This is a genomic window from Azospirillum sp. UENF 111221, assembly GCF_058780625.1.
Map to the genome: position 1 here is coordinate 226,360 of NZ_JBSNCH010000003.1, position 24,563 is coordinate 250,922.

The following is a 24,563-nucleotide window of genomic DNA, read 5'->3' on the forward strand; positions in this document are numbered from 1 at the left end:
ATCGGCTGGGTTGAAGGCTCGGCCCGCGCCTCTCACTGTCCAGTGACGCGGGAATGACTTTCGATCCAGGCGGAGAAACGGGCGATCATGGCAAATATCCTGAAACAGGCAACGCGGCTCGGTGAAGGATTGCCCTTTCCTCTGGGCGCGACATGGGACGGGCTTGGCGTCAACTTCGCCTTGTTTTCCGCGAACGCGACCAAGGTCGAACTGTGTCTGTTCGATGAAAGCGGCGAGGAGGAGCTTGAGCGCATCGAGCTTCCCGAATTCACCAACGAGATCTGGCACGGCTATCTGCCCGACGCCCGCCCCGGCCTGCTTTACGGCTACCGCGTGCATGGCCCCTACGAGCCGGAGAACGGCCACCGCTTCAACGCGAACAAGCTGCTGCTGGACCCCTATGCCAAGGAGCTGGTCGGCGAGATCCGCTGGAACCCGGCCCATTTCGGCTATGTGATGGAATCGGGCGACGACCTGACCTTCGACGAGCGCGACAGCGCGCCCTTCATGCCCAAGTGCAAGGTGATCGACCCCGCCTTCACCTGGGGCCGCGACCTGAAGCCCGGCACCGCCTGGGACCGCACCATCTTCTACGAAACCCATGTGAAGGGCTTCACCAAGCTGCATCCGGCGGTGCCCGACAGCCTGCGCGGCACCTATGGCGGCATGGCGGTGAAGGAGGTCGTCGACTACATCAAGTCGCTCGGCGTCACCTCGGTTGAGCTGCTGCCGGTCCATGCCTTCGTCCAGGACCAGCATCTGGTCGACAAGAATCTCGCCAACTACTGGGGCTACAACTCCATCGGCTTCTTCGCGCCGGAGCCGCGCTATGCCGCGTCGGGCAACACCATCAAGGAATTCAAGGAGATGGTCGCCCATCTCCACAATGCCGGGCTGGAGGTGATCCTCGACGTCGTCTACAACCACACGGCCGAGGGCAACGAGCGCGGGCCCACCCTGTCCTTCAAGGGCATCGACAACGCCTCCTACTACCGCCTGCTCCCGGACCAGAAGCGCTACTACATCAACGAGACGGGGACAGGGAACACCGTCAATCTCAGCCACCCGCGCGTGTTGCAGATGGTGACCGACAGCCTCCGCTACTGGGCGACGGAGATGCATGTCGACGGTTTCCGCTTCGACCTCGCCACGATCCTCGGCCGCGAACCGTATGGCTTCGACGAGGGCGGCGGCTTCCTCGACAGCTGTTTGCAGGACCCGATCCTCAACAGCGTCAAGTTGATCGCCGAACCGTGGGACTGCGGTCCCGGCGGCTATCAGGTCGGCAACTTCCCGCCGGGCTGGGCGGAGTGGAACGACAAGTTCCGCGACACCGTCCGCGCCTTCTGGAAGGGCGACGAGGGCAAGCTGCCGGAGGTGGCGCCGCGGCTCTGCGGTTCGGGCGACGTCTTCAACAAGCGTGGGCGCAAGCCCTGGGCCAGTGTGAACTTCATCACCGCCCATGACGGCTACACGCTGAACGACCTCGTCTCCTACAACGACAAGCACAACGAGGCGAACGGCGAGGACAACAACGACGGCCACTCCCACAATCTGTCCTGGAACCATGGGGCGGAAGGGCCGACCGACGATCCGGAGATCAGGTCGCTCCGCGAACGGCAGAAGCGCAACCTGCTGGCGACGCTGCTGCTGTCGCAGGGTTCGCCGATGCTGCTGGCCGGCGACGAGTTCGGCAACACCCAGCACGGCAACAACAACGCCTACTGCCAGGACAACGAAACGGCCTGGCTGAACTGGGACGACATCGACGAGGACGGCCAGTCGCTGATCGAGTTCGTCCGCCGCGTCATCGCGATCCGCCAGTCCTTCCCCATGCTGCGCCGCGGCCGTTTCCTGTCGGGCGAATACAATGCAGAGTTCGACGTCAAGGACGTCACCTGGCTGACCCCCGCCGGCGACGAGATGGACGAGAGCCATTGGCACGACGGCAACGCCCGCTGCCTCGGCATGCTGCTGGACGGCCGCGGCCAAGCCAGCGGCATCAAGCGCCCGGCGATGGACGCCACCCTGCTGCTGGTCATCAACTCCCACCATGACGTGGTGGAGTTCACCCTGCCGGAGGTGACCGGTGGCAGCGTCTGGCGTTGCCTGCTCGACACCAACCTGCCCGACCCGGACGAGGTGCCGCGCGTCAACACCGGCGAGGGCTATATGGTGACCGGCCGCTCGCTGCTGCTGCTGGCGCTGGAGCCGGACGGCAAGACCTCCTTCGCGCTCCGCCGCGCCGCCCGTGCCCTGCGCAACGTCGCCGAAAGCCCGACCCTGTCCTTCGGCGAGGAGAGCGCGGAGACGGCGAAGCCGTCGGAGACCATTGAGACGGCGAAGCCGTCGGAGGCCGTGGAGCCTGCGGAGACGAAGGAACCGGCCGAGGCAGAAGCGGTTGCGGAGCCCGCACCGGCGACGGGCGAAGCCCCCGCGAAGACATCCACCTGACCCATCGCCTTGTTTCCCCCTCTCCTTGCAAGGGAGAGGGGGCCTCCCGGACCCCGGACAGCCCGCCATGAAACTCTACGAATGCCAGAACTGCCACCAGCCTCTCTATTTCGAGAACACGCTGTGCGAACGCTGCGGCTACCGGCTCGGCTATCTGCCGGATGTCGGAACCCTGTCGGCCATCGACCCCACCGACCATGACGGGGTGTGGAGTGCGCTCGCCACCAGCGAACCGCTCTACAAATTCTGCGCGAACGCCGAACTGGACGCCTGCAACTGGATGCTGCCGGCCGATTCGGCCGACACCCACTGCGCCGCCTGCCGGCACAACCACATCATTCCCGACCTGTCCGACACCGACAACCTGACGCGCTGGCGCAAGCTGGAGCTGGCCAAGCACCACCTGTTCTACACCCTGACCAACCTGAAGCTGCCCTTGCAGACCCGGATCGAGAATCCGGAGGAGGGGCTGGCCTTCGACTTCCTGTCCGACACGGTGGCGCCCGACGGCACGGTGACGCCGGTGCTGACCGGCCATGCCAACGGCCTGATCACCATCAATGTCGCCGAGGCCGACGACGCCGAGCGCGAGAAGCGCCGCACCGACATGGGCGAGCCCTACCGCACTCTGCTCGGCCATTTCCGGCACGAGATCGGCCATTACATCTGGGACCGTCTGGTGCGCGACGATCCGGCGCTGCTGGAGCGGTTCCGCGCCCTGTTCGGCGACGAGCGGGAGGATTACGGTGAGGCGCTGAAGCGCCATTACGCCAACGGCGCGCCGACCGACTGGCAGGCCAACTTCGTCAGCACCTATGCCACCGCCCACCCGTGGGAGGATTTTGCCGAGACCTGGGCGCACTACCTGCACATCGTCGACACGCTGGAGACCGCCCGCGCCTTCGGGCTGAAGATCCGGCCGCGCATCACCGAGGGGGCGGAACTGGAGGCGGAGGTCGACTTCAACCCGCACCGGGCCCGGCGGATCGAGGATCTGATCGACCCCTGGCTGCCGCTGACCTATGCGGTCAACAGCCTGAACCGCAGCATGGGCCAGCCGGACCTCTACCCCTTCATCCTGTCGCCCACGGTGATCGAGAAGCTGGGCTTCATGAACGGGATGGTGCGGGGGCTGTAACGGATGCCGGCTCCCTAACCCTGCGCCCCCATCACCGACCGAAGCCAGCGCACCGCGCGGTTGCGCCCGTCGCGCTTCGCTTTGTAAAGCGCGGCGTCGGCGTGGCGCATCACCGTCGCCATGTCGCGGTCGTCCTCCGGCCACGAGGCGATGCCGATGGAGCAGCCGACCCTGATTCGCTCGCCGTTGAACGACACCGGCTCGTTGACGGCGGCGATGATCCGGGCGGCCAGCTCCGTGGTGTCCGGGGCCGGCCGGCCGGCGCGGCGGGGAAGCACGGCGGCGAACTCGTCGCCGCCCAGCCGGGCGACCACGTCGTCGTCGCGGAAGATGCTGGCCAGCCGGCCGCCGATCTGGCGCAGCACGACATCGCCGGCATCGTGGCCCAGCCGGTCGTTCACCGGCTTGAAACCGTCGAGATCGATGTACATCACCGTCGCCGAGCCGCCGCCGGTGCCGGTGGAGGCCTCGACATACTGCTCGAAATAGCGCCGGTTCGGCAGAGCCGTCAGCCGGTCCTCGTAGGCGATGTCCTCCAGCCGCATCAGCGCGGCATCCTTGTTGGTCAGACTGTCGATCATGTCGCGCAGCGCCGCCGAAAGCCGGCGGATCTCCGCCGCACCGCCGACATCGGGGATGGCGACGCCGCGCTCGCCCTTGCCGATCTGCTCGGCGGCATCGGCGATGGCACCCAGCGGCCGGGCGATGCGGCCGGCGGCGATCCAGCCGATCCCGCTGAACAGCAGGGCCAGCAGCGCGCCCGACCCGATGATCATCGCCCGCAGGCGGTCGGTCTCGGCATTGACGATGTCGGCCGGCTGGCTGGCGACGACGGTCCAGCCCAGCCCGGCGTAATCGTGCAGCCCCCTGCCATGGGCGACGCCGGTCACATAGGTGATGCCGTCGGGCCAGACCTCGCTGCGCCAGCCGTCGCGCAGCCTGGAGTTCAGCGTCGCCACCGGCAGGGGCTTGCCGACGGCCGAATCGGGCCCGATCAGCACGGTTCCGTCGGCCGACAGGATGTAGAGCGTCAGCCCCTTGTGGTCGGCGAGCGGCTCGACCAGCTGACGGATCAGGGCATGCGCCCACTCCCAGCTGTAATGGGTCGCCAGCACGCCCACGGTGCTGCCGTCCGCCTTCTGAAGCGGGGCGGACACGTCGACGAATTTCGGCGTCTCGCCTTCCAGGTAAGGCACCTTGCCGCGCAGCGCCACCGCCTCGTGCACGTCGCCGACATAGAGACCCTTCATGCCTTCCTGGTGGACCGGCCGGGTGGAAATGTCGGCCCCCATCAGCAACCCGTTGGACGCGGCGACCACCCGTCCGTTCACATCGGTCATGCCGATCCAGGCGATGGTCGGGTCGCGGCGCTTCAGCTCGTCGATGGTCGATTGCGCCACCGCCGGGTCCTTCAGCGCGTCGATGCGCGACAGCGCGGCGATCTGGTTGGCGCGCGCCCACATGGTCGAATCGAGCTGCCGGGCCAGCGACTGCGCCAGCCCGGTCATCGAGTTGCCGACCTCCTTCGCCAGCGCATCCGCCGCACCGTTGCCGACCACCAGCCCCTTCACCAGCGTCGAGCCGAGCAGCAGGACGGCCACGGTGACCGCAACGGTCGTTCGCAGGCCGATGGCGTGGCCCGGCTTGCGGGCCGGTCTGCTGCTCTCTCCGGCAGCGCTGGCGCTCGGCTGTCCAATGGCCGTCATCGTGGCATGATCCTTTCGGGCGATCTCGGCCCAGGCCGGATGAGGAACGGTCTGTAGCGACGCTCTATCATCCCAGCCCTTTATAAAGGGTCAAGCGGAACCATGACTTTGCTGTGCAATCTGCGGGCGTATCCGGTCGCGCTGCGGACCCGTTTCGAGCGCATGGCGATCAAAAAAGTTCGCAAAGCTGACTTTCAGCATATTGCGTAAAAAGGAAAAGGCCGCTAGCAATACAGCCGCGGCCCGAGTTTAGGGAGGAAACGCCTGAAAGGCGATAGAAACAACAAATAATGCTGCGTCGCCGAAAATCCAGCCCGATGAGGCTGGATTTTTCGTTTGCGCCGCAAGAATCTTCCTCCAAACCACGCCGCCCCGTCAATGGAGGGATTCCCCGAAGGGTTGGTTGCGCTATCATGGTGGCCCAACGAACCATAAGATCGGGAAGAGTCCTCATCATGAAACGGCGTGCGTTTCTCACCAGCGCCGGCGTCGGCCTTGCCGCCGCCGGGACCGCCGGGACTGTCGCGGCTCCGGCCATCGCGCAATCCTCCCAGCCCGAAATCAAGTGGCGCATGGCGTCGAGCTATCCCAAGAGCCTCGACACCATCTATGGCGCGGCCGAATTCATCGCCAAGCGGGTGTCCGACGCCACCGACGGCAAGTTCCAGATCCGCACCTTCGCGGCCGGTGAGATCGTGCCGGCGTTGCAGGTGCTGGACGCCGTGCAGAACGGCACGGTCGAGTGCGGCCAGTCGGCGGCCTATTTCTATGTCGGCAAGGATCCGACCTTCTGCTTCGACACCGCCATGCCCTTCGGCCTGAACACCCGCCAGCACATCGCCTGGATGATGCATGGCGGCGGGCTGGAGCTGATGCGGGAGGTGTTCAAGGATTACAACATCCACCACATCCCCGCCGGCAACACCGGCGCCCAGATGGGCGGCTGGTTCCGCAAGGAGATCAAGAGCCTGGACGACCTGAAGGGCCTGAAGATGCGCATCGGCGGTCTGGTCGGCCAGATCCTGACGCCCTTCGGCCTCGTGCCCCAGCAACTCGGCGGCGGCGACATCTATCCGGCGCTGGAACGCGGCACCATCGACGCGGCGGAGTTCGTCGGTCCCTATGACGACGAGAAGCTCGGCTTCCACAAGGTCGCCAAATACTACTACTACCCCGGCTGGTGGGAAGGCTCGGCCCAGATCCCGCTGATGTTCAACATGCAGGCCTGGGAACAGCTGCCGAAATCCTACCAGACCATCCTGGAGCAGGCCTGCTGGGAGGCGAACAGCTGGATGATCGCCAAGTATGACACGCTGAACGCCGCGGCGCTGAAGCGTCTGGTCGGTGCCGGCGCCATCCTGCGTCCCTTCCCGCGCGACATGATGCAGGCCTGCGAGAAGGCGGCGTTCGAATTCTACGACAAGCTGGCCGCCAGCAATCCCCGCTTCAAGAAGGTCTATGACGGCTGGAAGCCGTTCCTGGAGCAGGAGCGCCTGTGGTTCCGCGTCGCCGAGAACGGCTTCGACAGCTTCGTCTACAGCCAGGCGGCGCAGCAGCGCTGACCGCATTGCCCGAAGGCGCCGGCCACCGGTCGGTACCTTCGGGCAACGATATGAAGGCAGGGGCGGGTCGCCTGCGGCGATTTGCCCCTGCCTTCATGGCAAACACTGATTTTCACGCCGCCGTATGTCCGCTATCTCGATCATCGGTCTTCTCAATCGCACGCGGATGGAGCACACTGCCGGTCTAAGCGTGGGCATCGCCTTCGCATTTGCACAAAAAATCGGCAAACTGTTGAATTGATCAAGACATAGTCATTCCTCTTGTCTATTTTCTTAAACGCGTGTTACCGTCAGGGCCACAAAGACGGACCGGGCCGGGGTGGCGTACCCGGCCGCAGGTCGCCTGTGACGGGAGCGGACGGATGGACGGCGGGATGATCGCGACGACAGATACCCTGGTGCGCTTCACCGGGGTGCAGAAGACCTACGATGGCGAGCATCTCGTGGTGAAAAGCCTCGATCTCGACATCCGCAAGGGCGAGTTCCTGACGCTGCTCGGGCCGTCGGGGTCGGGCAAGACCACCACGCTGATGATGCTGGCCGGGTTCGAGGTGCCGACCCATGGCGACATCTTCATCGGCGACCGGCCGATCAAGAACGTGCCGCCGCACAAGCGCGACATCGGCATGGTCTTCCAGAACTACGCCCTGTTTCCCCACCTGACCATCGAGGAAAACGTCGCCTTTCCGCTGTCGGTCCGCGGCATTTCCAAGGCGGAAACCAAGGACCGGGTTCGGGCCGCGCTCGACATGATCAAGCTCGGCAACCTCGCCGGCCGCCGTCCCGGCCAGCTGTCGGGCGGCCAGCAGCAGCGCGTGGCGCTCGCCCGCGCCCTGGTCTTCAACCCGGCGCTTGTGCTGATGGACGAGCCGCTGGGTGCCTTGGACAAGCGCCTGCGCGAGCATATGCAGCTGGAGATCAAGCGCCTGCACGAGACGATGGGCCTGACCGTCGTCTACGTCACCCACGACCAGGGCGAGGCGCTGACGATGTCCGACCGCATCGCGGTCTTCAACGACGGCATCGTCCAGCAGATCGACCGGCCGGATGCGCTGTACGAGCGGCCGGTGAACAGCTTCGTCGCCAACTTCATCGGCGAGAACAATGTTCTGAGCGGGGTTGTCGAAAATATCGAACAGGGCTGGGCGCGGGTCGCGCTGGATGCCGGCGGTTCGGTGGTGGCGCAGGCGGTGAACATCGGCGGCGCCGGCAACCGCACCTCGCTGTCGCTCCGCCCGGAACGCGTGGCGATCGAGACCGGCGACAGCGGCGACAGCACGATGAACCGTCTGCCGGCGACGCTGACCGACCTGATCTATCTCGGCGACCACACGCTGGCGGTGCTGAGCACCCCGGCCAACCCGGAATTCATGGTCAAGCTGCCGGCCGGCTCCTATGCCGGCCTGGCGCCGGGCCAGGACGTCTACATCGCTTTCCGCCCGGAGGACTGCCGGGCGCTCGATCCGGTCTGAGGACGTGGTTCCTCAGCACCAGGGTGCCTTCCAGCAACAACAACCACGACGAATAAGGACGGGGATCATGTCGAAGATTAAGGTGGCTCTCGGTTTCGCTGCGACCTTCACCGCCCTCACGGCCCTGTCATCGGCGGCCAGCGCCCGCGACCTCACCGTCGTGTCGTGGGGCGGCGCCTATCAGGACGTCCAGAAGAAGGTGTATTTCGAGCCGTTCAAGGCCACCGGCACGGCGATGAACGACGAGTCCTGGGACGGCGGCGTCGGCGTCCTGCGCGCCAAGGTCCAGGGCGGCGCCTCGACCTGGGACGTGGTGCAGGTCGAGAGCGAGGAGCTGGCGCTCGGCTGCGACGAGGGCCTGTACGAGAAGATGAACTTCTCCAAGATCGGCGGCGAGGATTCCTATCTGCCGTCGACCGTCAACGCCTGCGGCGTCGGCGCCATCGTCTATGACTTCGTCCTGGGCTACGACAAGGACAAGCTGAAGGACGCGCCGAAGAGCTGGGCCGATTTCTTCGACACCAAGAAGTATCCGGGCAAGCGCGGCCTGCGCCAGGGTGCCAAGACCACGCTTGAAATCGCGCTGATGGCCGACGGCGTGGCGCCGGCCGACGTCTATAAGGTGCTCGGCACCGAGGCCGGCATCGACCGCGCCTTCAAGAAGCTCGACACCATCAAGAACGACATCGTCTGGTGGAAGGCCGGCGCCCAGCCGCCGCAGCTGCTGGCGTCTGGCGAAGTGGCGATGACCTCGGTCTACAACGGCCGCATCGACGCCGCCAACAAGAAGGAAAGCAAGAACTTCGGCATGGTGTGGAACGGCGCGCTCTACACCGTCGACAGCTGGGTCATCCTGAAGGGCAGCCCGAACGTCGATGCCGCCTACAAGTTCCTGAGCTTCGTCGGCAAGCCGGAGAACCAGGCCAAGCTGTCCGAAGGCATCGCCTACGGCACCTCGAACAAGAAGGCCCCGGCGCTGCTGTCCAAGGCGGTCCTGGCCGACCTGCCGACCGCGCCGGACAACATGAAGAGCGCGGTGGAGATCAACACCGACTTCTGGCTGGAGAACATCGACCGCCTGACCGAGCGCTTCAACAAGTGGGCGGCCAAGTAAGCTTTATCTGAGGGCCACCTCATACCCCCTCTCCCCCGCTCACGCGCAAACTTCGTTTGCGCTGACGCGACAGGCGGACCTTTGGTCCGCCGAAAGCGGGGAGAGGGTCGGGGTGAGGGGGATGCACAGCGGCACGCGTCGGGCCGATAAGCGCCTCCCCCACTTAAGTTTTTTTTGGCGGACTATTTCCCGCCCTTCGGTGACCGGACGCCATGCGTCCCCCTCGCCCTCACCCTCTCCCCGGGGGGAGAGGGGATGGTCCCGGCTTTTTGGGGCTCTATGCACCTGCGTCTTTCCAACAGGACAATGCCGATGACAGCCGCATTCGTTGCCGGCGCCGACGTGCCGTTGAAGCGTCGATTGAAACGGGCCGAGCGGGCCCGGCAGTTCCGTGCGCTGGGTCTGGTGCTGCCGCTGCTGGCCTTCCTGCTGTTCACCTTCGTCGTGCCGCTCGCCGGCATGATCTGGAAGTCCGCGGACGACTGGGAGGTGCCGCAGGTGATGCCGCAGACCGTCGCGGCGCTGGAGCATTGGAACGGCCAGGGCCTGCCCGACGAGGCCGCCTTCGCCGCGCTCGCCGCCGACATGCGCACCGCGCGCGAGGCCGGAACGCTGGCCGTCGCGGCCAAGCGGCTGAACTACATCGTCAACGGCTACCGCACGACGCTGCTGTCCACCGCGCGCAAGCTGAAGGAGCAGCCCGCTCCCGGCACCGCGAAGGAGACGCTGATCGGCCTCTCGCCCGCCTGGGGCGAGCGCGAAAGCTGGACGGCGATCAAGAGTGCCAGTGGCCCGGTCACCAGCTATTACCTGCTGGCCGCGGTCGACCTGACCCGCAACACCGACGGCGCCATCGTGGCCGCCCCGCCGGATCAGGCGATCTACCGCGACGTCTTCATCCGCACCTTCACCATCGGCTTCGGCGTCACCGCGCTCTGCCTGATCCTGGGATTCCCGGTCGCCTATCTGCTGGCGAACCTGCCGACCGGCCGGTCGAACCTGCTGATGATCTTCGTGCTGCTGCCCTTCTGGACCTCGCTCCTGGTGCGCACCTGCGCCTGGATCGTGATCCTGCAGAGCGAGGGCATCGTCAACGGCTCGCTGCAATGGCTGGGCGTGATCGACGAGCCGATGCGGCTGATCTACAACCGCTTCGGCGTCTACATGGCGATGACCCATGTGCTGCTGCCCTTCATGATCCTGCCGCTCTACAGCGTCATGCGCGGCATCTCGCCGGCCTACATGCGGGCCGCCGCCTCGCTCGGCGCGCCGCCGGCGACCGCCTTCATGCGCATCTACCTGCCGCAGACCATTCCGGGCATCGGCGCCGGCTGCCTGCTCGTCTTCATCCTGGCCATCGGCTACTACATCACGCCGGCACTGGTCGGCGGGGCGGCCGACCAGATGATTTCGTCCTTCATCGCCTTCTACACCACGGAAACGGTCAACTGGGGCCTCGCCTCGGCGCTGGGTGCGGTTCTGCTGCTCTCCACGCTGGTGCTGGCGGTTGTCTACGGCAAGCTGGCGCTCGGCCGCCAGACGACGGGAGGTCTGAAGAATTGAGCGCGAACCATTCCCCCCAGACCGCCAGCCAGCGTTTCGCCTGGATCGCGACAATCGTCGCCTCCACGCTGGTGTTCATCTTCCTGATGGCGCCGATCCTGGCGATCGTGCCGCTCTCCTTCAGCTCCAGCACCTACCTGACCTATCCGCTGCCCGGCCTGTCGCTGCGCTGGTACGAGGATTTCCTCGGTTCCGCGCGCTGGATGAACGCGCTGAAGAACAGCGTCATCATCGGCGTGGCGTCGTCCATGCTGTCGATGGCGCTGGGCACGCTGGCCTCGCTGGGGCTGGCCCAGTGGAAGAGCAAGTGGAAGCCGCTGGTGCTGGCCATCGTGCTGTCGCCGATGGTGGTCCCGGTCGTCATCACCGCGGTCGGCGTCTATTTCTTCTTCGCGCCGCTGGGGCTGACCGGCAACTATCTCGGCCTGATCCTGGTCCACACCGCGCTGGCGACCCCCTTCGTCGTCATCACCGTGTCGGCGACCTTGCAGAGCTTCGACATGACCTTGGCGAAGGCCGCCGCCTCGCTGGGGGCGCCGCCGCTGCTGACCTTCCGCAAGGTGATCCTGCCGCTGATCCTGCCGGGCCTGGCGTCGGGTGCGCTGTTCGCCTTCGCCACCAGCTTCGACGAGGTGGTGACGGTGCTGTTCCTCGCCGGGCCGGAGCAGCGCACGCTGCCGCGTGAGATGTTCAGCGGCATCCGCGAGAACATCAGCCCCACCATCACCGCGGTGGCGGTGGTGCTGACGGTGATCTCGGTCTGCATGCTGTCGACGCTGGAAATCCTGCGCCGGCGCAACGAGCGGCTGAAGGGGAACGCGGAGTAGGGGAGTCGATGACGGGGAGGAGAATGTACTCTTCCCCGATCCCGCTCACAGATAGGGCGGGGTGCAGGCGCTGATCAGTTCGCACTCGATGTCGCCGACGTTGCGGAAGCGGTGCGGCACGCGGCTGTCGAAGAAATAGGCGTCGCCGGGGCCGAGAAGCTGCTTGCGGTCACCCACCGTCAGCTCGATCTGGCCCTTGATGACGATGCCGCCCTCTTCGAACTCGTGTTGCAGCATGGTGCGGCCGGTGTCAGCGCCAGGGGCGTAGCGTTCGTGAAGGATTTGCAGGTTGCGGCTGCGCAGGTCGCCGACCTGACGGAAGGAAACCTGGCCGACCGTGCCCTTCAGTTCGCCGGCCAGTTCGATCAGCTCGCCGCCCTTGAAGAATCTGCTCGGGCGGCGGCAGGTCATCGGAGGAGAAGAATTCGGCCAGGGTCATCGGGATTCCCTGAAGCACCTTGCGCAGCGACGACACCGACGGGCTGCTGCGGTTCTGCTCGATCAGCGAGATCGTGCCGTTGGTCACTCCGGCTCGCTGGGCGAGCGCCCGCTGGGACAGCCCATGCTGTTCGCGGATCTGCTTCAACCTGGCGCCGACATCGAATTCCATCACCGGACTCCTGCTCCTCACCCGCTCTAGGCAATAGCCCATTCGCGCAACCCCGTCATCAGAATATGAACAGCTAAACAGGGGTTGTTTAATTTATTAAACATGGTAGGCTTCTCTCCAAGGTCCAGGCCCCCGCGCAGGAAATCCTTGATTGCCAAGGAAGTTTTCGCCGGGTGCGGCCGGCCGGTTCCATAAATCCTTCATCCAGGGCGGATCGAACATGCTGTCGCTGAACGACCAGGGCCTTCTCCGAACCAAGGGCTACGTGAACGGTGCGTGGCGCGCGGCCGAACTCCGGGAAGAGCTTCCCGGTCACCAACCCCGCCACCGGCGCCGTCATCGCCGAGGTGTCCGACATGGGCGCCGCCGAGACGCGCGAGGCCATCGACGCCGCCAATGCCGCCCTGCCGGGCTGGAAGGCCAAGACCGCCAAGGAGCGCGCGGCAATCATGCGCCGCTGGTACGAGCTGATCCTGGCGGCGCAGGAGGATCTGGCCCAGCTGATGACCGCCGAGCAGGGCAAGCCGCTGACCGAATCGCGCGGCGAGGTCGTCTATGGCGCGTCCTTCATCGAGTGGTTCGCGGAGGAGGGCAAGCGCGCCTATGGCGACGTGATCCCAAGCTTCGCCGCCAACAAGCGCATCGTCGTACTGAAGGAGGCCATCGGCGTCGTCGCGGCGATCACGCCGTGGAACTTCCCGAACGCCATGATCACCCGCAAGGTGGCTCCGGCGCTGGCCGCCGGCTGCACCGTGGTGGTCAAGCCGGCCGAGGACACCCCGCTGTCCGCCCTGGCGCTGGCCGAACTGGCCGAGCGCGCCGGTTTCCCGGCCGGCGTCTTCAACATCGTCATGGGCAGCGAGCCGGCCGCCATCGGCAACGAGCTGACCCACCAGCCCCATCGTCCGCAAGGTCAGCTTCACCGGCTCGACCGAGGTCGGCAAGCTGCTGATGCGCCAAGCCGCCAGCACGGTCAAGAAGGTGTCGCTGGAGCTGGGCGGCAACGCCCCCTTCATCGTCTTCGACGACGCCGACCTGGACGAGGCGGTCAAGGGCGCCATGGCGTCGAAGTACCGCAATGCCGGCCAGACCTGCGTCTGCGCCAACCGCCTGCTGGTCCAGGCCGGCGTCTATGACGCCTTCGCCGCCAAGCTGGCCGAGGCGGTCAAGGCGCTGAAGGTCGGCGACGGCACCGAGCCGGGCGTCACCCAGGGTCCGCTGATCAACGCCGACGCCATCGCCAAGGTCGAAGAGCTGATGGGCGATGCGCTGGAGAAGGGCGCCACCGTCGCTCTCGGTGGCAAGCGCCACGCGCTGGGCGGCACCTTCTTCGAGCCGACCATCCTGACCGGCATCACCACCGAGATGCGCGTCGCCCGCGAGGAGATCTTCGGCCCGGTCGCCCCGCTGTTCAAGTTCGAGACGGAAGAGGACGCCATCCGCATGGCGAACGACACCGAGTTCGGGCTTGCCGCCTATTTCTACAGCCGCGATATCGGCCGCGTCTGGCGCGTGGCGGAAAAGCTGGAATACGGCATCGTCGGCATCAACGAGGGCATCATCTCGACCGAGGTGGCCCCCTTCGGCGGCGTCAAGGAGTCCGGCATCGGCCGCGAAGGCTCCAAGTACGGCCTCGATGATTTCATGGAAGTCAAATATCTCTGCGTCGGCCTCGGCGCCTGACTGTCGTCAAAGGAAAACAGACCATGAGCACCAACCAGTCCTTCGTCGCCCGTCGCGAGGCCGCCGTCTCCCGCGGCATTTCCGCCGGCATGCCCTTCTACATCGACCGCGCCGAGAACGCCGAGATGTGGGACATTGAGGGCAAGCGCTTCATCGACTTCGCCGGCGGCATCGCCGTGCTGAACACCGGCCATCGCCACCCGAAGGTGATGGAGGCGGTGAAGGCCCAGCTCGACCGCTTCACCCACACCTGCGCGATGGTCACGCCCTATGACAGCTTCGTCGAGCTGGCGGAGAAGCTGAACGCGCTGGTCCCCGGCTCGACGCCGAAGAAGACCGCCTTCTTCACCACCGGCGCCGAGGCGGTCGAGAACGCCGTCAAGGTCGCCCGCGCCGCCACCGGCCGTCCGGGCGTGGTCGCCTTCTCCGGCGGCTTCCACGGCCGCACGCTGCTGACCATGGGCCTGACCGGCAAGGTCGTTCCCTACAAGGTCGGCTTCGGTCCGTTCCCGGCCGAGATCTTCCATGTGCCGTTCCCCAACGCCTACCGCGGCATCAGCGAGGCGGAGAGCCTGAAGGCGCTGGACACCCTGTTCAAGTCCGACGTCGATCCGGCCCGCGTCGCCGCGATCATCATCGAGCCGGTGCAGGGCGAGGGCGGCTTCAACATCGCCAGCCCGTCCTTCCTCCAGTCGCTGCGCGCGGTCTGCGACAAGCACGGCATCGTCATGATCGTCGACGAGATCCAGACCGGCTTCGCCCGCACCGGCAAGATGTTCGCCTTCGAGCATGCCGGGATCGAGCCGGACCTCGTCACCATGGCGAAGAGCCTGGCCGGCGGCTTCCCGCTGTCGGCGCTGACCGGCAAGGCGGCGCTGATGGATGCCCCGATCCCCGGCGGCCTGGGCGGCACCTATGCCGGCAGCCCGCTGGCGACCACCGCAGCACTGGCCGTCATCAACGTCATCGAGGAAGAGAAGCTGGTCGAGCGCAGCGAGCAGCTCGGCGAGCGCATCGCCGGCCGCTTCCGCACCATGGCCCAGCGCAACAGCCTGTCGGTGATCGGCGATGTCCGCAACCTGGGCGCCATGGTCGCCATGGAGCTGGTGACCGACCGCGAGACCAAGGAGCCGGCCGCCGACCTGACCAAGGCGCTGGTCGCCAAGGCAGCGGAAAAGGGCCTGATCCTGCTGTCCTGCGGCACCTACGCCAATGTCATTCGCATCCTGGTCCCACTGACCGCCTCGGACGCCCTGGTCGATGAAGGCCTGGACATCATCGAGCGGTCGCTGGAAGAACTGGTGTCGGCGTAATAACCTCCCCCTCCCGCTCCTCTATCCCTCTTGGGGTGGAGGAGCGGGAGGGACGTGGGGACCAGAAATAATTCAGGAGGAAGACACCTTGGCCGGACCCTTGTCGCACATCCGGGTGCTGGAGCTGTCGCGCGTGCTGGCCGGGCCGTGGTCGGCGCAGACGCTGGCCGATCTCGGCGCCGACGTGATCAAGGTGGAACGGCCGGGGGCCGGCGACGATACCCGCGCCTGGGGTCCGCCCTGGGCCGGCGGCCAGTCGGCCTATTTCCTCTCGACCAACCGCGGCAAGCGGTCGATCACCATCGACTTCGAGCGGCCGGAAGGGCAGGAGCTTGTCCGCAAGCTGGCCGCCCAGGCCGATGTGGTCATCGAGAATTTCAAGGTCGGCGGGCTGGTCGAATCCGGCCTCGACTATGACAGCCTGAAGGCGGTCAACCCGCGGCTGGTCTATTGCTCGATCACCGGCTTCGGCCAGACCGGGCCGTACCGCAACCGCGCCGGCTACGATTTCATGATCCAGGGCATGGGCGGGCTGATGAGCATCACCGGCCAGCCCGACGGCGAGCCGGGCGGCGGTCCGGTCAAGGTCGGCGTCGCGGTGACTGACATCTTCACCGGACTCTACGCCACCATCGGCATCATGGGCGCGCTTGCCCACCGCGACCGCACCGGCGAGGGGCAACAGGTCGATCTGGCCCTGCTCGACGTGCAGGTGGCGGTGCTGGCCAACCAGGCGATGAACTGCCTGGTCGGCGGCAAGGCGCCGCAGCGGCTCGGCAACGCCCATCCGAATATCGTGCCCTATCAGGCCTTCGCCACCCGCGACGGCTACATCATCCTGGCGGTCGGCAACGACGGCCAGTTCGCCAAGTTCTGCGCGGTCGCCGGCCGCCCCGATCTGGCGAAGGACGAACGCTACGCCACCAACCCGGCCCGCGTCGCCAACCGCAAGGAGTTGGTGGCCCTGCTGGAGGAGTTGATCCGTACCCGCGACAGCCACGACTGGCTGGACGCGCTGGAGCAGGTCGGCGTGCCCTGCGGCCCGATCAACGATCTGGCGGCGGTCTTCGAGGATCCGCAGGTCAAGGCCCGCAACATCCACCAGGATCTGCCGCACCCGACCCAGGGCAGCGTGCCGACGGTGGCGAGCCCGATCCGCTACAGCGGCACCCCGCTGGTCCACGACACCGCCCCGCCGACGCTGGGCCAGCACACCGACACGGTGCTCGCCGAAGCCCTCGGGCTGGGCGAGGCCGACATCGCCGCCCTGCGCGGGAAGGGCGTGATCTGACAGCCGGAGATGAGGCCGGAAAGCGGGAGCTTTCCGGCTTTGTCGTCAGAACTCCGTCACGACGGTGACGCCGGTGCCCTCGAAACTGTCCATGGTCATCAGGGCATCGATGGACTGTTCCAGCGTGATCGTCCGGCCGATCAGCTTCTCCAGCGCCAGCTTGCCGGACCGCATCATCTCCAGCATCGCATCGTAGCGGTGGGCCTGCATGCCGTGGCTGCCGAGGATTTCCAGCTCGTTGGCGATGACGCGGCTCATCGGAATGGCCGGCGTGCTGTTCTCGGCCAGCATCAGCCCGACCTGCACATGCTTGCCCCGCTTGCGCAGGTTGGCGATCGAGTTGAAGCAGGTGGTCGGATGGCCCAACGCGTCGAGCGAGACATGGGCGCCGCCGCGGGTGGTCTCGATCACCGCTTCGGCGACTTCCGCGACCTCCGACGCGTTCACCGTGGCGACGGCGCCGAGCGCGCGGGCCAGGGCGAGCTTTTCCTCCGAAATGTCGACGGCGACGACGTTGGCGCCCACCGCATTGGCGATCATGATCGCCGACAGGCCGACGCCGCCGCAGCCATGGACGGCGACCCATTGGCCGGCTGACGCCTTGCCCTGGTCGATGACGGCGCGGAACGAGGTGACGAAGCGGCAGCCCAGGCTGGCCGCCGTGGTGAAGTCCATGCTCTCCGGCAGTTCCACCAGATTGATGTCCGCCTGATGCAGGCCGACATACTGGGCGAAGGATCCCCAATGGGTGAAGCCGGGCTGGAACTGCCGGTCGCAAACCTGATGGTTGCCGGAGTGACATTCGGGACAGGCGCCGCAGCCGCCGACGAACGGGACCGTCACCCGGTCCCCGACCTTCCATTTCGTCACGTCCCTGCCGACCGCCTCGACGATGCCGGCCAGCTCGTGGCCGGGGACATGGGGAAGCTGGATGTCGGTGTCGTGGCCGACCCAGCCGTGCCAGTCGCTGCGGCAGACGCCGGTCGCCATCACCTTGACGACGACGCCATGCGGCTCCGGCGTCGGATCGGGCACGGTCATGATGTGCGGCGGGGCGGAAAATGCCTCGTAGACCACGGCTTTCATCGGGGGACTCCGTCTGGACGCTCCCCGCAGTCTACGCCGGGCCTGCTGAAATTGGCTTTCAATTGAAGAGAGGTCGGACCGGAGATATGAAAGAATTTTTCTTCTGATGGCTTGATTGCGAAGGAGTCCTTCAGCATGGACGCGCTGGACAAAATGGATGCCGCGATTGTCGACCGGCTGCAACAGGATGGCCGGCTGTCCAATGCCAGGCTTTCCGAACAGCTGGCGCTCAGCGAGGCGTCCTGCTGGCGGCGTCAGAAGCGCCTGGAGGAAAGCGGGGTGATCAAGGGCTATCAGGCGATTCTCGACCGCCGCAAGCTCGGCTTCGGCGTCATGGCCTTCGTGCAGATCGTCTGCACCCAGCATGGGGAGGACGTGACCGCGGCTTTCGAGGCGATCATCCAGGGCTGCCCCTCGGTTCTGAGCTGCCACAACACCACCGGAGAGGCGGATTTCCTGCTGGTGGTCGTCGCGCGCGATCTCGACGATTACAGCGGGTTCGTCGACCGGGTTCTGCGAAAGCTGCCGGGGGTGGCCAGCATCCGCTCGAACCTGTCGCTGCGGGAGATGAAGGCGACGAACAGGCTGCCTGTCATCGGGTAGGGCGGAGATCGCGCCATGCCTTTGCGCGATCTCCGATCCTGTACGATGCCGGGGCGGCGCTTTCGTGAAGGAACGCGGCATCAGGCCGCGCGGACACCCCGGAGGAACTCGTCGACCGCGGAACTGAGCGTCCTGGCTTCGCGCGACAGCTCTCCGGCGGCGTCCAGCACCTGGCCCGCCATGCTGCCGCTGAGGCTGGCGGCTTTCTGCACCTCGATGACGTTGGTGGAGACCTCCATGGTGCCGGAAGCCGCCTGGGTCACGTTGCGCGAGATTTCCCCGGTCGCCGCGTTCTGCTCCTCTACCGCCGAGGCGATCGCGGTGGCGATCCCGCTCATCTGCGTGATCGTTGCGCCGATCCCCTTGATGGCATCGACGGCTTCGCTGGTCACCGCCTGCATCGTGGCGATCTGTGCTGCGATCTCGTCGGTGGCGCGGGCGGTCTGGGTGGCGAGGTTCTTCACCTCCGAGGCGACCACCGCGAACCCCTTGCCGGCATCGCCCGCCCGTGCCGCCTCGATGGTGGCGTTCAGCGCCAGCAGATTGGTCTGGCCGGCGATGCTCTGGATCAGGTTCACCACTTCGCCGATCTTCTGCGCGGCGTTCGCCAGACCGGCGACGGTGTCGTTGGTCCGCTCCGCATCCTTGACCGCCTGGGCGGAGATCTGCGACGACGTGCTGACCTGCTTGGAGATTTCAAGCAGCGATGCCGACATCTCCTCGGTGGCGGCGGCGACGGTCTGGACGTTGGCGGAGGTCTGTTCGGCGGCGGCGGCCGAGGCGCTGGCCTGATGGCTGGTCTGCTCGGCCGTACCGACCATCGTCGTGGCGACCGACTGCATGTTGCCCGATGCCGTGGCGACGCTTTCCACCACCCCCTTGACGCTGGCCTCGAAACTCCGGGCCAGCGACGCCATCGACGCCTTGCGGTCGGCCTCCGCCTTCGCCTTCGATTGCTCCTGCTCGGCTTCCAGGCGGGCGTTCTCGATGGCGTTCCGCTTGAACACCTCGACGGCCTTCGCCATGGCGCCGATCTCGTCGCGACGCTCCTGCCCTTCGATCTGCACGCCGTTGTCGCCGGCCGCAAGCCGCCCCATGACGGCAGTCATGCCGCGGATCGGAGTGGCGATGCCGCGCGACAGCAGGATGCCGGCCGCGATCGCGAGGATGATCATGGCTCCGCCGCCGACGAGGTTGACGGTGTAGGAGGTCGAGAAGGCAATGGCCTGATCGGCCGCGCGCTTGCCGAGCAGATCGCGCTCCATCTTGTCGATCTCCGCGATTTTGCCGCGCAGCCCATCGATCGCTGATTTCCCGGCGCCGGAGGCTTCCAGCGCGCGCGCCTGCTCGCGGGTTTCAGGCTTGGCCATCAGTTCGATCTCTTTCTCGGCGACCGTGGCCAGCCACGTCCGATAGAAGCGGTCGACATCGGCGAAGCGGATCTGCTGCGTCGGGTTGTCCGCCGTCAGTTGCTTCGCTTTGGCAAGGGATTCCGCATAGTGGCGCTGGCCCTCGCGGTACGGCTCCAGGAACTTGTCGTCGCCGGCGATCAGATAACCACGGACACCGGTCTCCTGATTCACCACCGATCCCAGGATCCTGTTGACCTCTTCGAGCACCTCATAGGTGTGGGTCGTCCAACCGCTCGATGTCTCGATGAACGAAAGCTTCGAATAGCTGGAAAAGGCGACGGCCAAGGCGATTGCAACCATAGATGCAAATGCGCCGGAAATTTTCTTGGCAATCGACAGGTTTGCAAGGCTGAACATTGTCTCGTTCTCTCCCAATCCATACGCCCGGAGTGCGTTGAGGGTTTGCATCTTATGATGGCAGGCATAGAAGAAAAAACTGGGTCTAGTATTTCTATTGGAAGATCCCACAAAGTATTCTGGAGAAAAAAATTAATGAAATGTTAAAAACTTATATTCGGATTTACACCGATTTATTTTGTCAATGTCTGCTACATCCGAATGAATGTCGGTTCATTTTTCTAGAATTGGCAACAAAGCGCTTAGCCCCGCAATTAAATATTTTATGGTTTCAGAAGATGATTTCTCAGAACGGAGATTTTGTTCCGCAGCGGCGAAAACTTGGTGTGGTCATGAAGCGATCTCCGCGGTCAGGCTCCGGACGCGGTGAAAGACGGTGCCTCGTATTGCCCCGGGCGCATCGGCGCCGGCCGGCACGCGCCAGTGCCCATTCGGCATCGCTCCTGTCCGCCGGGCGGGGGTTGCGTTCGTCCGCCATTCCAGCAATATCGCTGCCCGCGCAGGTCTCCGGCCTGCTCCCGCGGACCCTGCCGTCAACCAACTCCCGGACCCCTTCCATGACCGCGGCCCCCGCGACCGACACCCGTGCCGGCATCCTGATGATGCTGGGCGGGATGACGCTCTTCACGCTGAACGACGCGCTCGGCAAATGGCTGGTGGCCGACCATCCGGTCGCCATGCTGCTGGCGGTGCGCAGCCTGTTCGGGCTGGCGGTGCTGGCGCCGATGATCTGGCGCGAGGGCATCGCCGCGGTCTTCGCGGTCGACCGGCTGCCGCTGCACATCCTGCGTGTGGCTCTGATGACGGTGGATGTCGCCTGCTTCTACTGGGCGGTCGGTTATCTGCCGCTGGCCGACGTGATGACCATCTACATGTCGGCGCCGCTGATCGTCACCGCGCTGTCGGTGCTGGTCCTGCGGGAAAGCGTCGGGTGGCGCCGCTGGGTGGCGGTGCTGGTCGGCTTCATCGGCGTCGTCATCGTGCTGAACCCGACCGGCCGTTTCGACCTGTGGCCGTCGCTGGTGGCGCTGATCGGCGCCTTCATCTTCTCAAGCGGCGTGATCTCCACCCGCGTCCTGCGCTCCGCCTCCAGCCTGACGCTGGTCGCCAACCAGATGGTCGGCGGTCTGCTGATCGGCGGGGTGACGCTGCCCTGGACCTGGGAGGCGCCGGGCTGGCTCGGCTTCATCCTGCTGGGGCTGCTGGGCGTCACCGCGCTGGCCGGCCACGCCATGATGAACCGCTCGCTGCAGCTCAGCCCCGCCGCGGTGGTGGTGCCGTTCCAGTATGTGTCGATCCTGTGGGCGGTGATCCTCGACCTCGCCGTCTGGGGCACGGCCCCCACGGCACGCATGGGGGTGGGGGCGGCGCTGATCATCGGCAGCGGCCTGTTCATCGTCTACCGCGAACAGCGCGTGAAACGAGGCGTCGCGGCAGAGGGGGTGACGGAAGTGCCGTAAGGTTCCGGCTTACAGCGCGAAATAGCGCGGCACCAGCCTGACCGTCACCGGGTCCACCGGACGCCAGCCATAGTCGCGGATGACGTCGTTGGATTCCACCGGGCGCCGCCCGTCCGCCAGCGACCAGGTGATGTGGTAGGTCGAGCCGTCCGGCCGGTCGCTGGCGCCGTCGACGGCGACGACCAGAGCCTGCACCCCCTCGCCGTCGTCGGCATAGCCGATCACGTCGGCCTCGGTGGCGGCGGGCAGCGGCTCCTGCGGGCCGACGCCGAAGCTCAGCGTCACATGGTCGCCGACCAGCCTTTCATAGCGGGGCGGAACCAGGGCCAGCAGGCGCCCGCGTTCGTCCGCCGGCAGTTCCCACCCGGTGTATCCCGATCCCATCGCCCCATCCTCCGCACCGCAAGGCGCCGGCCCACTCAATACAGCACGCTCACCGCCGGCCACCGCTCATGATCTCGTCCATGATCTTATTCGCTTCGGCCGGTCCGGCAATCAGTTCGATCATGCGGATGGCGGTGTAGCCGGTGCGGGTGCTTCCGGCCGGTCCGGCCAGCGCCTGCTGCGCCTTTTCCGTCAGCGAGGCGGTGGTCTTCTGCGTCATCTCCCGCAGCTCGCCGCGCAGCCCCAGCGTGTCGGCGATGGTCGCGCATTTGCGCAGCGCACGGGCGTGGTTCTCGGCCTGGGCCAGCTGGGCACGCCCCTCGCTGGCGCCGATGGCGCTGTTGTCGAGTGCGCCGATGGCGGCGACGATGCCGGCGTCGGCATCCTGCAGCACCTGGGTCTTCACCATGGCATGGACGGAGCTGCGCACCTGCTTCAGCCGCTGGTCGAACTCCTTGTTCCGGCTGTGCTCCATCGCCGACCGCGTGGCGTCCAGGCTGGCGACGAGGTCGAGGGCCAGATCGGCCACCGCCATGCGGTCATTGGCCGGGCTGTCCTGCCAGCTGCGCGAGCGGTCCTCGATCTGGGCGACGACGGTGCCGCTCAGCTGCATGAACAGGGTGGCGCGGTCGGCCGACTTCTGCCCCAGATCCATGTCCCACAGCCCGCTGAGCAGCACCGACGGATCGGTCAGGCGCGAGGCGGCGAGCAGGATGAAGATCCGCAGCGACGCCGGTCTGGCGCGGGACAGCCGGCGGCCGATGGTCTGGATCGCCTCGATATGGTCGCCGTGGAGCTTTGGCACCGGCTTGGGCGACAGCGCCGCCTTCAGCTCCATGATCTCGGGCGCGATGGACAGGAGGATGGCGATGTCCGCGAGCGCCCGTGTCCGGCTGGGGTTCATCCGCAGGTCGAGCGCTTCGCTGAAATGCCCGGCCACCGCCCCCTCGGCGATCTTCGACACCGCTGCGGCGCATTCGCCCCAGAAGGCTTCGGTCAGCGCCTTGCGATCCGGCCCGTTCTGTAGGGCGGGGCGGAAGGCGCGCATGCGCTCCTTGCCGACCTCGGCCTCCACCAGCGGCCACAGGCTGTTCATCAGCGACCGTTCGATCACGCTCAGCGGCACCGGGTCGGCCTTGCCCAGCGCCTCGAACAGGTCTTCAAAGGGATCGCAGAACAGCCGCTTCAGCGTCGGCCGGCGGTGCAGCCGCAGCTCGACCAGCCGGGGACGGATCACGGCGATGGTGCGCTGGATGTCGGGATGGTCGTTCATCTGCTCCAGCAGATCGACGATCTGGCGGAACTTGGCCTCGTCGATGTCCAGAAGCTTGTCGCCCAGTGCGACCAGAATCCCTCATCTCCATGGTCAGGCCGCTCTCCCTTTGATCGTCTCGATCCGCATCACCAGATCGACATCGAGCTGGCCGCTGCGCCAGTCGACATAAGCGCGCACCGACCGCTTGTGGCTGTTGATCAGCTTGTCCGCCAGCGCGGACTGCTCGGCGCGGCCCTCGTCCTTCGGCAGCAGGGGGATGACGCGGAAGATGTCGTGGACGGCCATGTCCTGGCTGTAGCGGTCCTGGGTCAGCGCGTCGTTCCACCAGCAGGATCAGATATTCCCAGCCGTCGAGCAGCCAGGACAGCCGGCTCGACGCCTTGCGGATCTGCGGGCGCTTGGTCTCCCACTGGCGCAGCAGCACCTCGAACGACGCCATCGCCTGATCGAACTGGCCGATGACGTTGCGGGCGTGGTTGACCGTATGCTCCGCCACCTCGGCGCAGAAGCCGCCGATGGGGGCCGCTTCCGACACGTTGTCGGTCGCCCAGTCGGTCATGCTGTCGCGGAACCCCTGGAGATCGCGCATCAGCCGCCGCAGCCGCGCCGGCTTGGGCGAACTGGCGAGCCCGATGGCCTCCATCATCAGCGCCAGCTCGGCGATGCGGCCGTAGAGTTCCTTCGGTTCCAGGGCCAGGCGCTGCGCCGCCTTCATCATCAGGTCGCGCGTCAGCTTCTGCCCTGCGGCGGAGGTCAGGCCGACCTTCAGGATCTCCGTCGATTCCAGCCCGACCGCCTTCAACGCTTCGACGATCAGCTGGTAGTTGATGAGAAGCCGCTGGTCCTCGTCGTCGCTCAGCGCCGCTTCCGCCGCCGCCACGGCTCCGCCGCCGGCCAGCCCGCAGCGCGCCGCCTCCAGCACCGCCTTGCGGATGTCGTCGGGCGAGCAGCCCTCGGCCTTGGCGATCAGATCGTGCAGCATCCGGTCATGCACGGTCATCGGGAAGGCCAGCGGCAGCGACTTCCAGGGAACCACATAGACGCCGCGCCCCTCGGAAAGGTTGGGCACCAGAACCTCCAGCTGGTCGCGGCTGTCCTTGCGCACGCGGGTCTGCGCCAGCACAGGCGTGGTGAAGGCCACGGCGGCACCGCGCTCCTCGAAGGTGGACGGGGCGAAATTGGTCAGAGAACGCATCTTGTCCTGCGGCCCTGGCTGCGGGGTGGGGTGTGGGGCGTCGTCGATTACGGCACT

General features: G+C 66.2%; 17 protein-coding genes and 2 pseudogenes. 12 read left to right on the forward strand and 7 right to left on the reverse strand.

Going from position 1 to position 24,563, the window contains the following annotated elements:
• Positions 1 to 87: 87 nt before the first annotated feature.
• Both glgX and ACWPN3_RS09525 read left to right on the forward strand, forming a co-directional pair.
• Positions 88 to 2,454 carry a glycogen debranching protein GlgX gene (gene glgX / locus ACWPN3_RS09520; protein ID WP_492243106.1) on the forward strand — a complete coding sequence of 789 codons (2,367 nt, stop codon included), beginning with the start codon at positions 88 to 90 and terminating at the stop codon, positions 2,452 to 2,454.
• 67 nt (positions 2,455 to 2,521) lie between these two features.
• Complete coding sequence (locus tag ACWPN3_RS09525; protein WP_492261295.1) at positions 2,522 to 3,592, forward strand: zinc-binding metallopeptidase family protein; 1,071 nt, start codon at positions 2,522 to 2,524, stop codon at positions 3,590 to 3,592.
• A 14-nt stretch (positions 3,593 to 3,606) separates the two neighbouring features.
• Here the strand turns inward: ACWPN3_RS09525 and ACWPN3_RS09530 are convergent, their stop codons facing one another.
• Entirely contained in the window at positions 3,607 to 5,298 is a 1,692-nt protein-coding gene (locus tag ACWPN3_RS09530; protein ID WP_492243108.1) for a diguanylate cyclase domain-containing protein, read from the reverse strand.
• Between the two features lie 455 nt (positions 5,299 to 5,753).
• On the opposite strand from ACWPN3_RS09530, the gene ACWPN3_RS09535 reads away from it, so the two are divergent.
• From ACWPN3_RS09535 to ACWPN3_RS09555, 5 genes are all read left to right on the forward strand, one after another.
• Positions 5,754 to 6,860, forward strand: a complete 1,107-nt coding sequence (locus ACWPN3_RS09535) for a TRAP transporter substrate-binding protein (RefSeq protein WP_109095742.1) — start codon at positions 5,754 to 5,756, stop codon at positions 6,858 to 6,860.
• 362 nt (positions 6,861 to 7,222) lie between these two features.
• Positions 7,223 to 8,332, forward strand: coding sequence for an ABC transporter ATP-binding protein (locus tag ACWPN3_RS09540; RefSeq protein WP_109095743.1), 1,110 nt, complete (start codon positions 7,223 to 7,225; stop codon positions 8,330 to 8,332).
• A 67-nt stretch (positions 8,333 to 8,399) separates the two neighbouring features.
• Positions 8,400 to 9,446 (forward strand): ABC transporter substrate-binding protein, encoded by a 1,047-nt coding sequence (locus ACWPN3_RS09545; RefSeq protein WP_109095744.1) that lies wholly within the window; start codon positions 8,400 to 8,402, stop codon positions 9,444 to 9,446.
• Positions 9,447 to 9,758: 312 nt separating this feature from the next.
• Positions 9,759 to 11,009, forward strand: coding sequence for an ABC transporter permease (locus ACWPN3_RS09550; protein WP_109450921.1), 1,251 nt, complete (start codon positions 9,759 to 9,761; stop codon positions 11,007 to 11,009).
• Positions 11,006 to 11,836 carry an ABC transporter permease gene (locus ACWPN3_RS09555; protein ID WP_492243109.1) on the forward strand — a complete coding sequence of 277 codons (831 nt, stop codon included), beginning with the start codon at positions 11,006 to 11,008 and terminating at the stop codon, positions 11,834 to 11,836. Before ACWPN3_RS09550 ends, ACWPN3_RS09555 begins: the two co-directional genes overlap by 4 nt.
• A gap of 45 nt (positions 11,837 to 11,881) precedes the next feature.
• Here the strand turns inward: ACWPN3_RS09555 and ACWPN3_RS09560 are convergent.
• Positions 11,882 to 12,446, reverse strand: a pseudogene (locus tag ACWPN3_RS09560) (cupin domain-containing protein).
• Between the two features lie 220 nt (positions 12,447 to 12,666).
• Here ACWPN3_RS09560 and ACWPN3_RS09565 point away from each other — a divergent pair.
• The 3 genes and pseudogenes from ACWPN3_RS09565 to ACWPN3_RS09575 all read left to right on the forward strand — a co-directional run bounded on the left by ACWPN3_RS09565 (position 12,667) and on the right by ACWPN3_RS09575 (position 16,733).
• Positions 12,667 to 14,129, forward strand: a pseudogene (locus ACWPN3_RS09565) (NAD-dependent succinate-semialdehyde dehydrogenase).
• Positions 14,130 to 14,152: 23 nt separating this feature from the next.
• The gene (gene gabT / locus ACWPN3_RS09570; protein WP_492243110.1) at positions 14,153 to 15,442 is read left to right on the forward strand and encodes a 4-aminobutyrate--2-oxoglutarate transaminase; all 1,290 of its coding nucleotides are present in this window, start codon (positions 14,153 to 14,155) and stop codon (positions 15,440 to 15,442) included.
• Between the two features lie 88 nt (positions 15,443 to 15,530).
• On the forward strand, positions 15,531 to 16,733 hold the full coding sequence (locus tag ACWPN3_RS09575; protein ID WP_492261296.1) for a CaiB/BaiF CoA transferase family protein: 1,203 nt from the start codon (positions 15,531 to 15,533) through the stop codon (positions 16,731 to 16,733).
• 45 nt (positions 16,734 to 16,778) lie between these two features.
• Here ACWPN3_RS09575 and ACWPN3_RS09580 read toward each other — a convergent pair whose 3' ends face one another.
• Complete coding sequence (locus tag ACWPN3_RS09580; protein WP_492243112.1) at positions 16,779 to 17,819, reverse strand: zinc-dependent alcohol dehydrogenase family protein; 1,041 nt, start codon at positions 17,817 to 17,819, stop codon at positions 16,779 to 16,781.
• 135 nt (positions 17,820 to 17,954) lie between these two features.
• Here ACWPN3_RS09580 and ACWPN3_RS09585 point away from each other — a divergent pair, with 135 nt between their 5' ends.
• A complete protein-coding gene (locus tag ACWPN3_RS09585) occupies positions 17,955 to 18,422 on the forward strand; it encodes an Lrp/AsnC family transcriptional regulator (protein ID WP_109453195.1) in 468 nt (155 codons plus the stop codon).
• A gap of 80 nt (positions 18,423 to 18,502) precedes the next feature.
• On the opposite strand, the gene ACWPN3_RS09590 is transcribed toward ACWPN3_RS09585, so the two are convergent.
• Positions 18,503 to 20,119 (reverse strand): methyl-accepting chemotaxis protein, encoded by a 1,617-nt coding sequence (locus tag ACWPN3_RS09590; protein WP_492261297.1) that lies wholly within the window; start codon positions 20,117 to 20,119, stop codon positions 18,503 to 18,505.
• Positions 20,120 to 20,748: 629 nt separating this feature from the next.
• Between ACWPN3_RS09590 and ACWPN3_RS09595 the strand changes: the two genes are divergently transcribed.
• Positions 20,749 to 21,651 (forward strand): DMT family transporter, encoded by a 903-nt coding sequence (locus tag ACWPN3_RS09595; RefSeq protein WP_492243114.1) that lies wholly within the window; start codon positions 20,749 to 20,751, stop codon positions 21,649 to 21,651.
• Positions 21,652 to 21,660: 9 nt separating this feature from the next.
• Here the strand turns inward: ACWPN3_RS09595 and ACWPN3_RS09600 are convergent, their stop codons facing one another.
• Genes ACWPN3_RS09600 through ACWPN3_RS09610 form a run of 3 tightly spaced genes read right to left on the reverse strand, consistent with a single transcriptional unit; the run spans position 21,661 to position 24,506 of the window.
• A complete protein-coding gene (locus ACWPN3_RS09600; protein ID WP_109450935.1) occupies positions 21,661 to 22,035 on the reverse strand; it encodes a hypothetical protein in 375 nt (124 codons plus the stop codon).
• Between the two features lie 49 nt (positions 22,036 to 22,084).
• A complete protein-coding gene (locus ACWPN3_RS09605) occupies positions 22,085 to 23,308 on the reverse strand; it encodes a hypothetical protein (protein ID WP_492261298.1) in 1,224 nt (407 codons plus the stop codon).
• Entirely contained in the window at positions 23,196 to 24,506 is a 1,311-nt protein-coding gene (locus ACWPN3_RS09610) for a hypothetical protein (protein ID WP_492261299.1), read from the reverse strand. Before ACWPN3_RS09610 ends, ACWPN3_RS09605 begins: the two co-directional genes overlap by 113 nt.
• Positions 24,507 to 24,563: the final 57 nt, after the last annotated feature.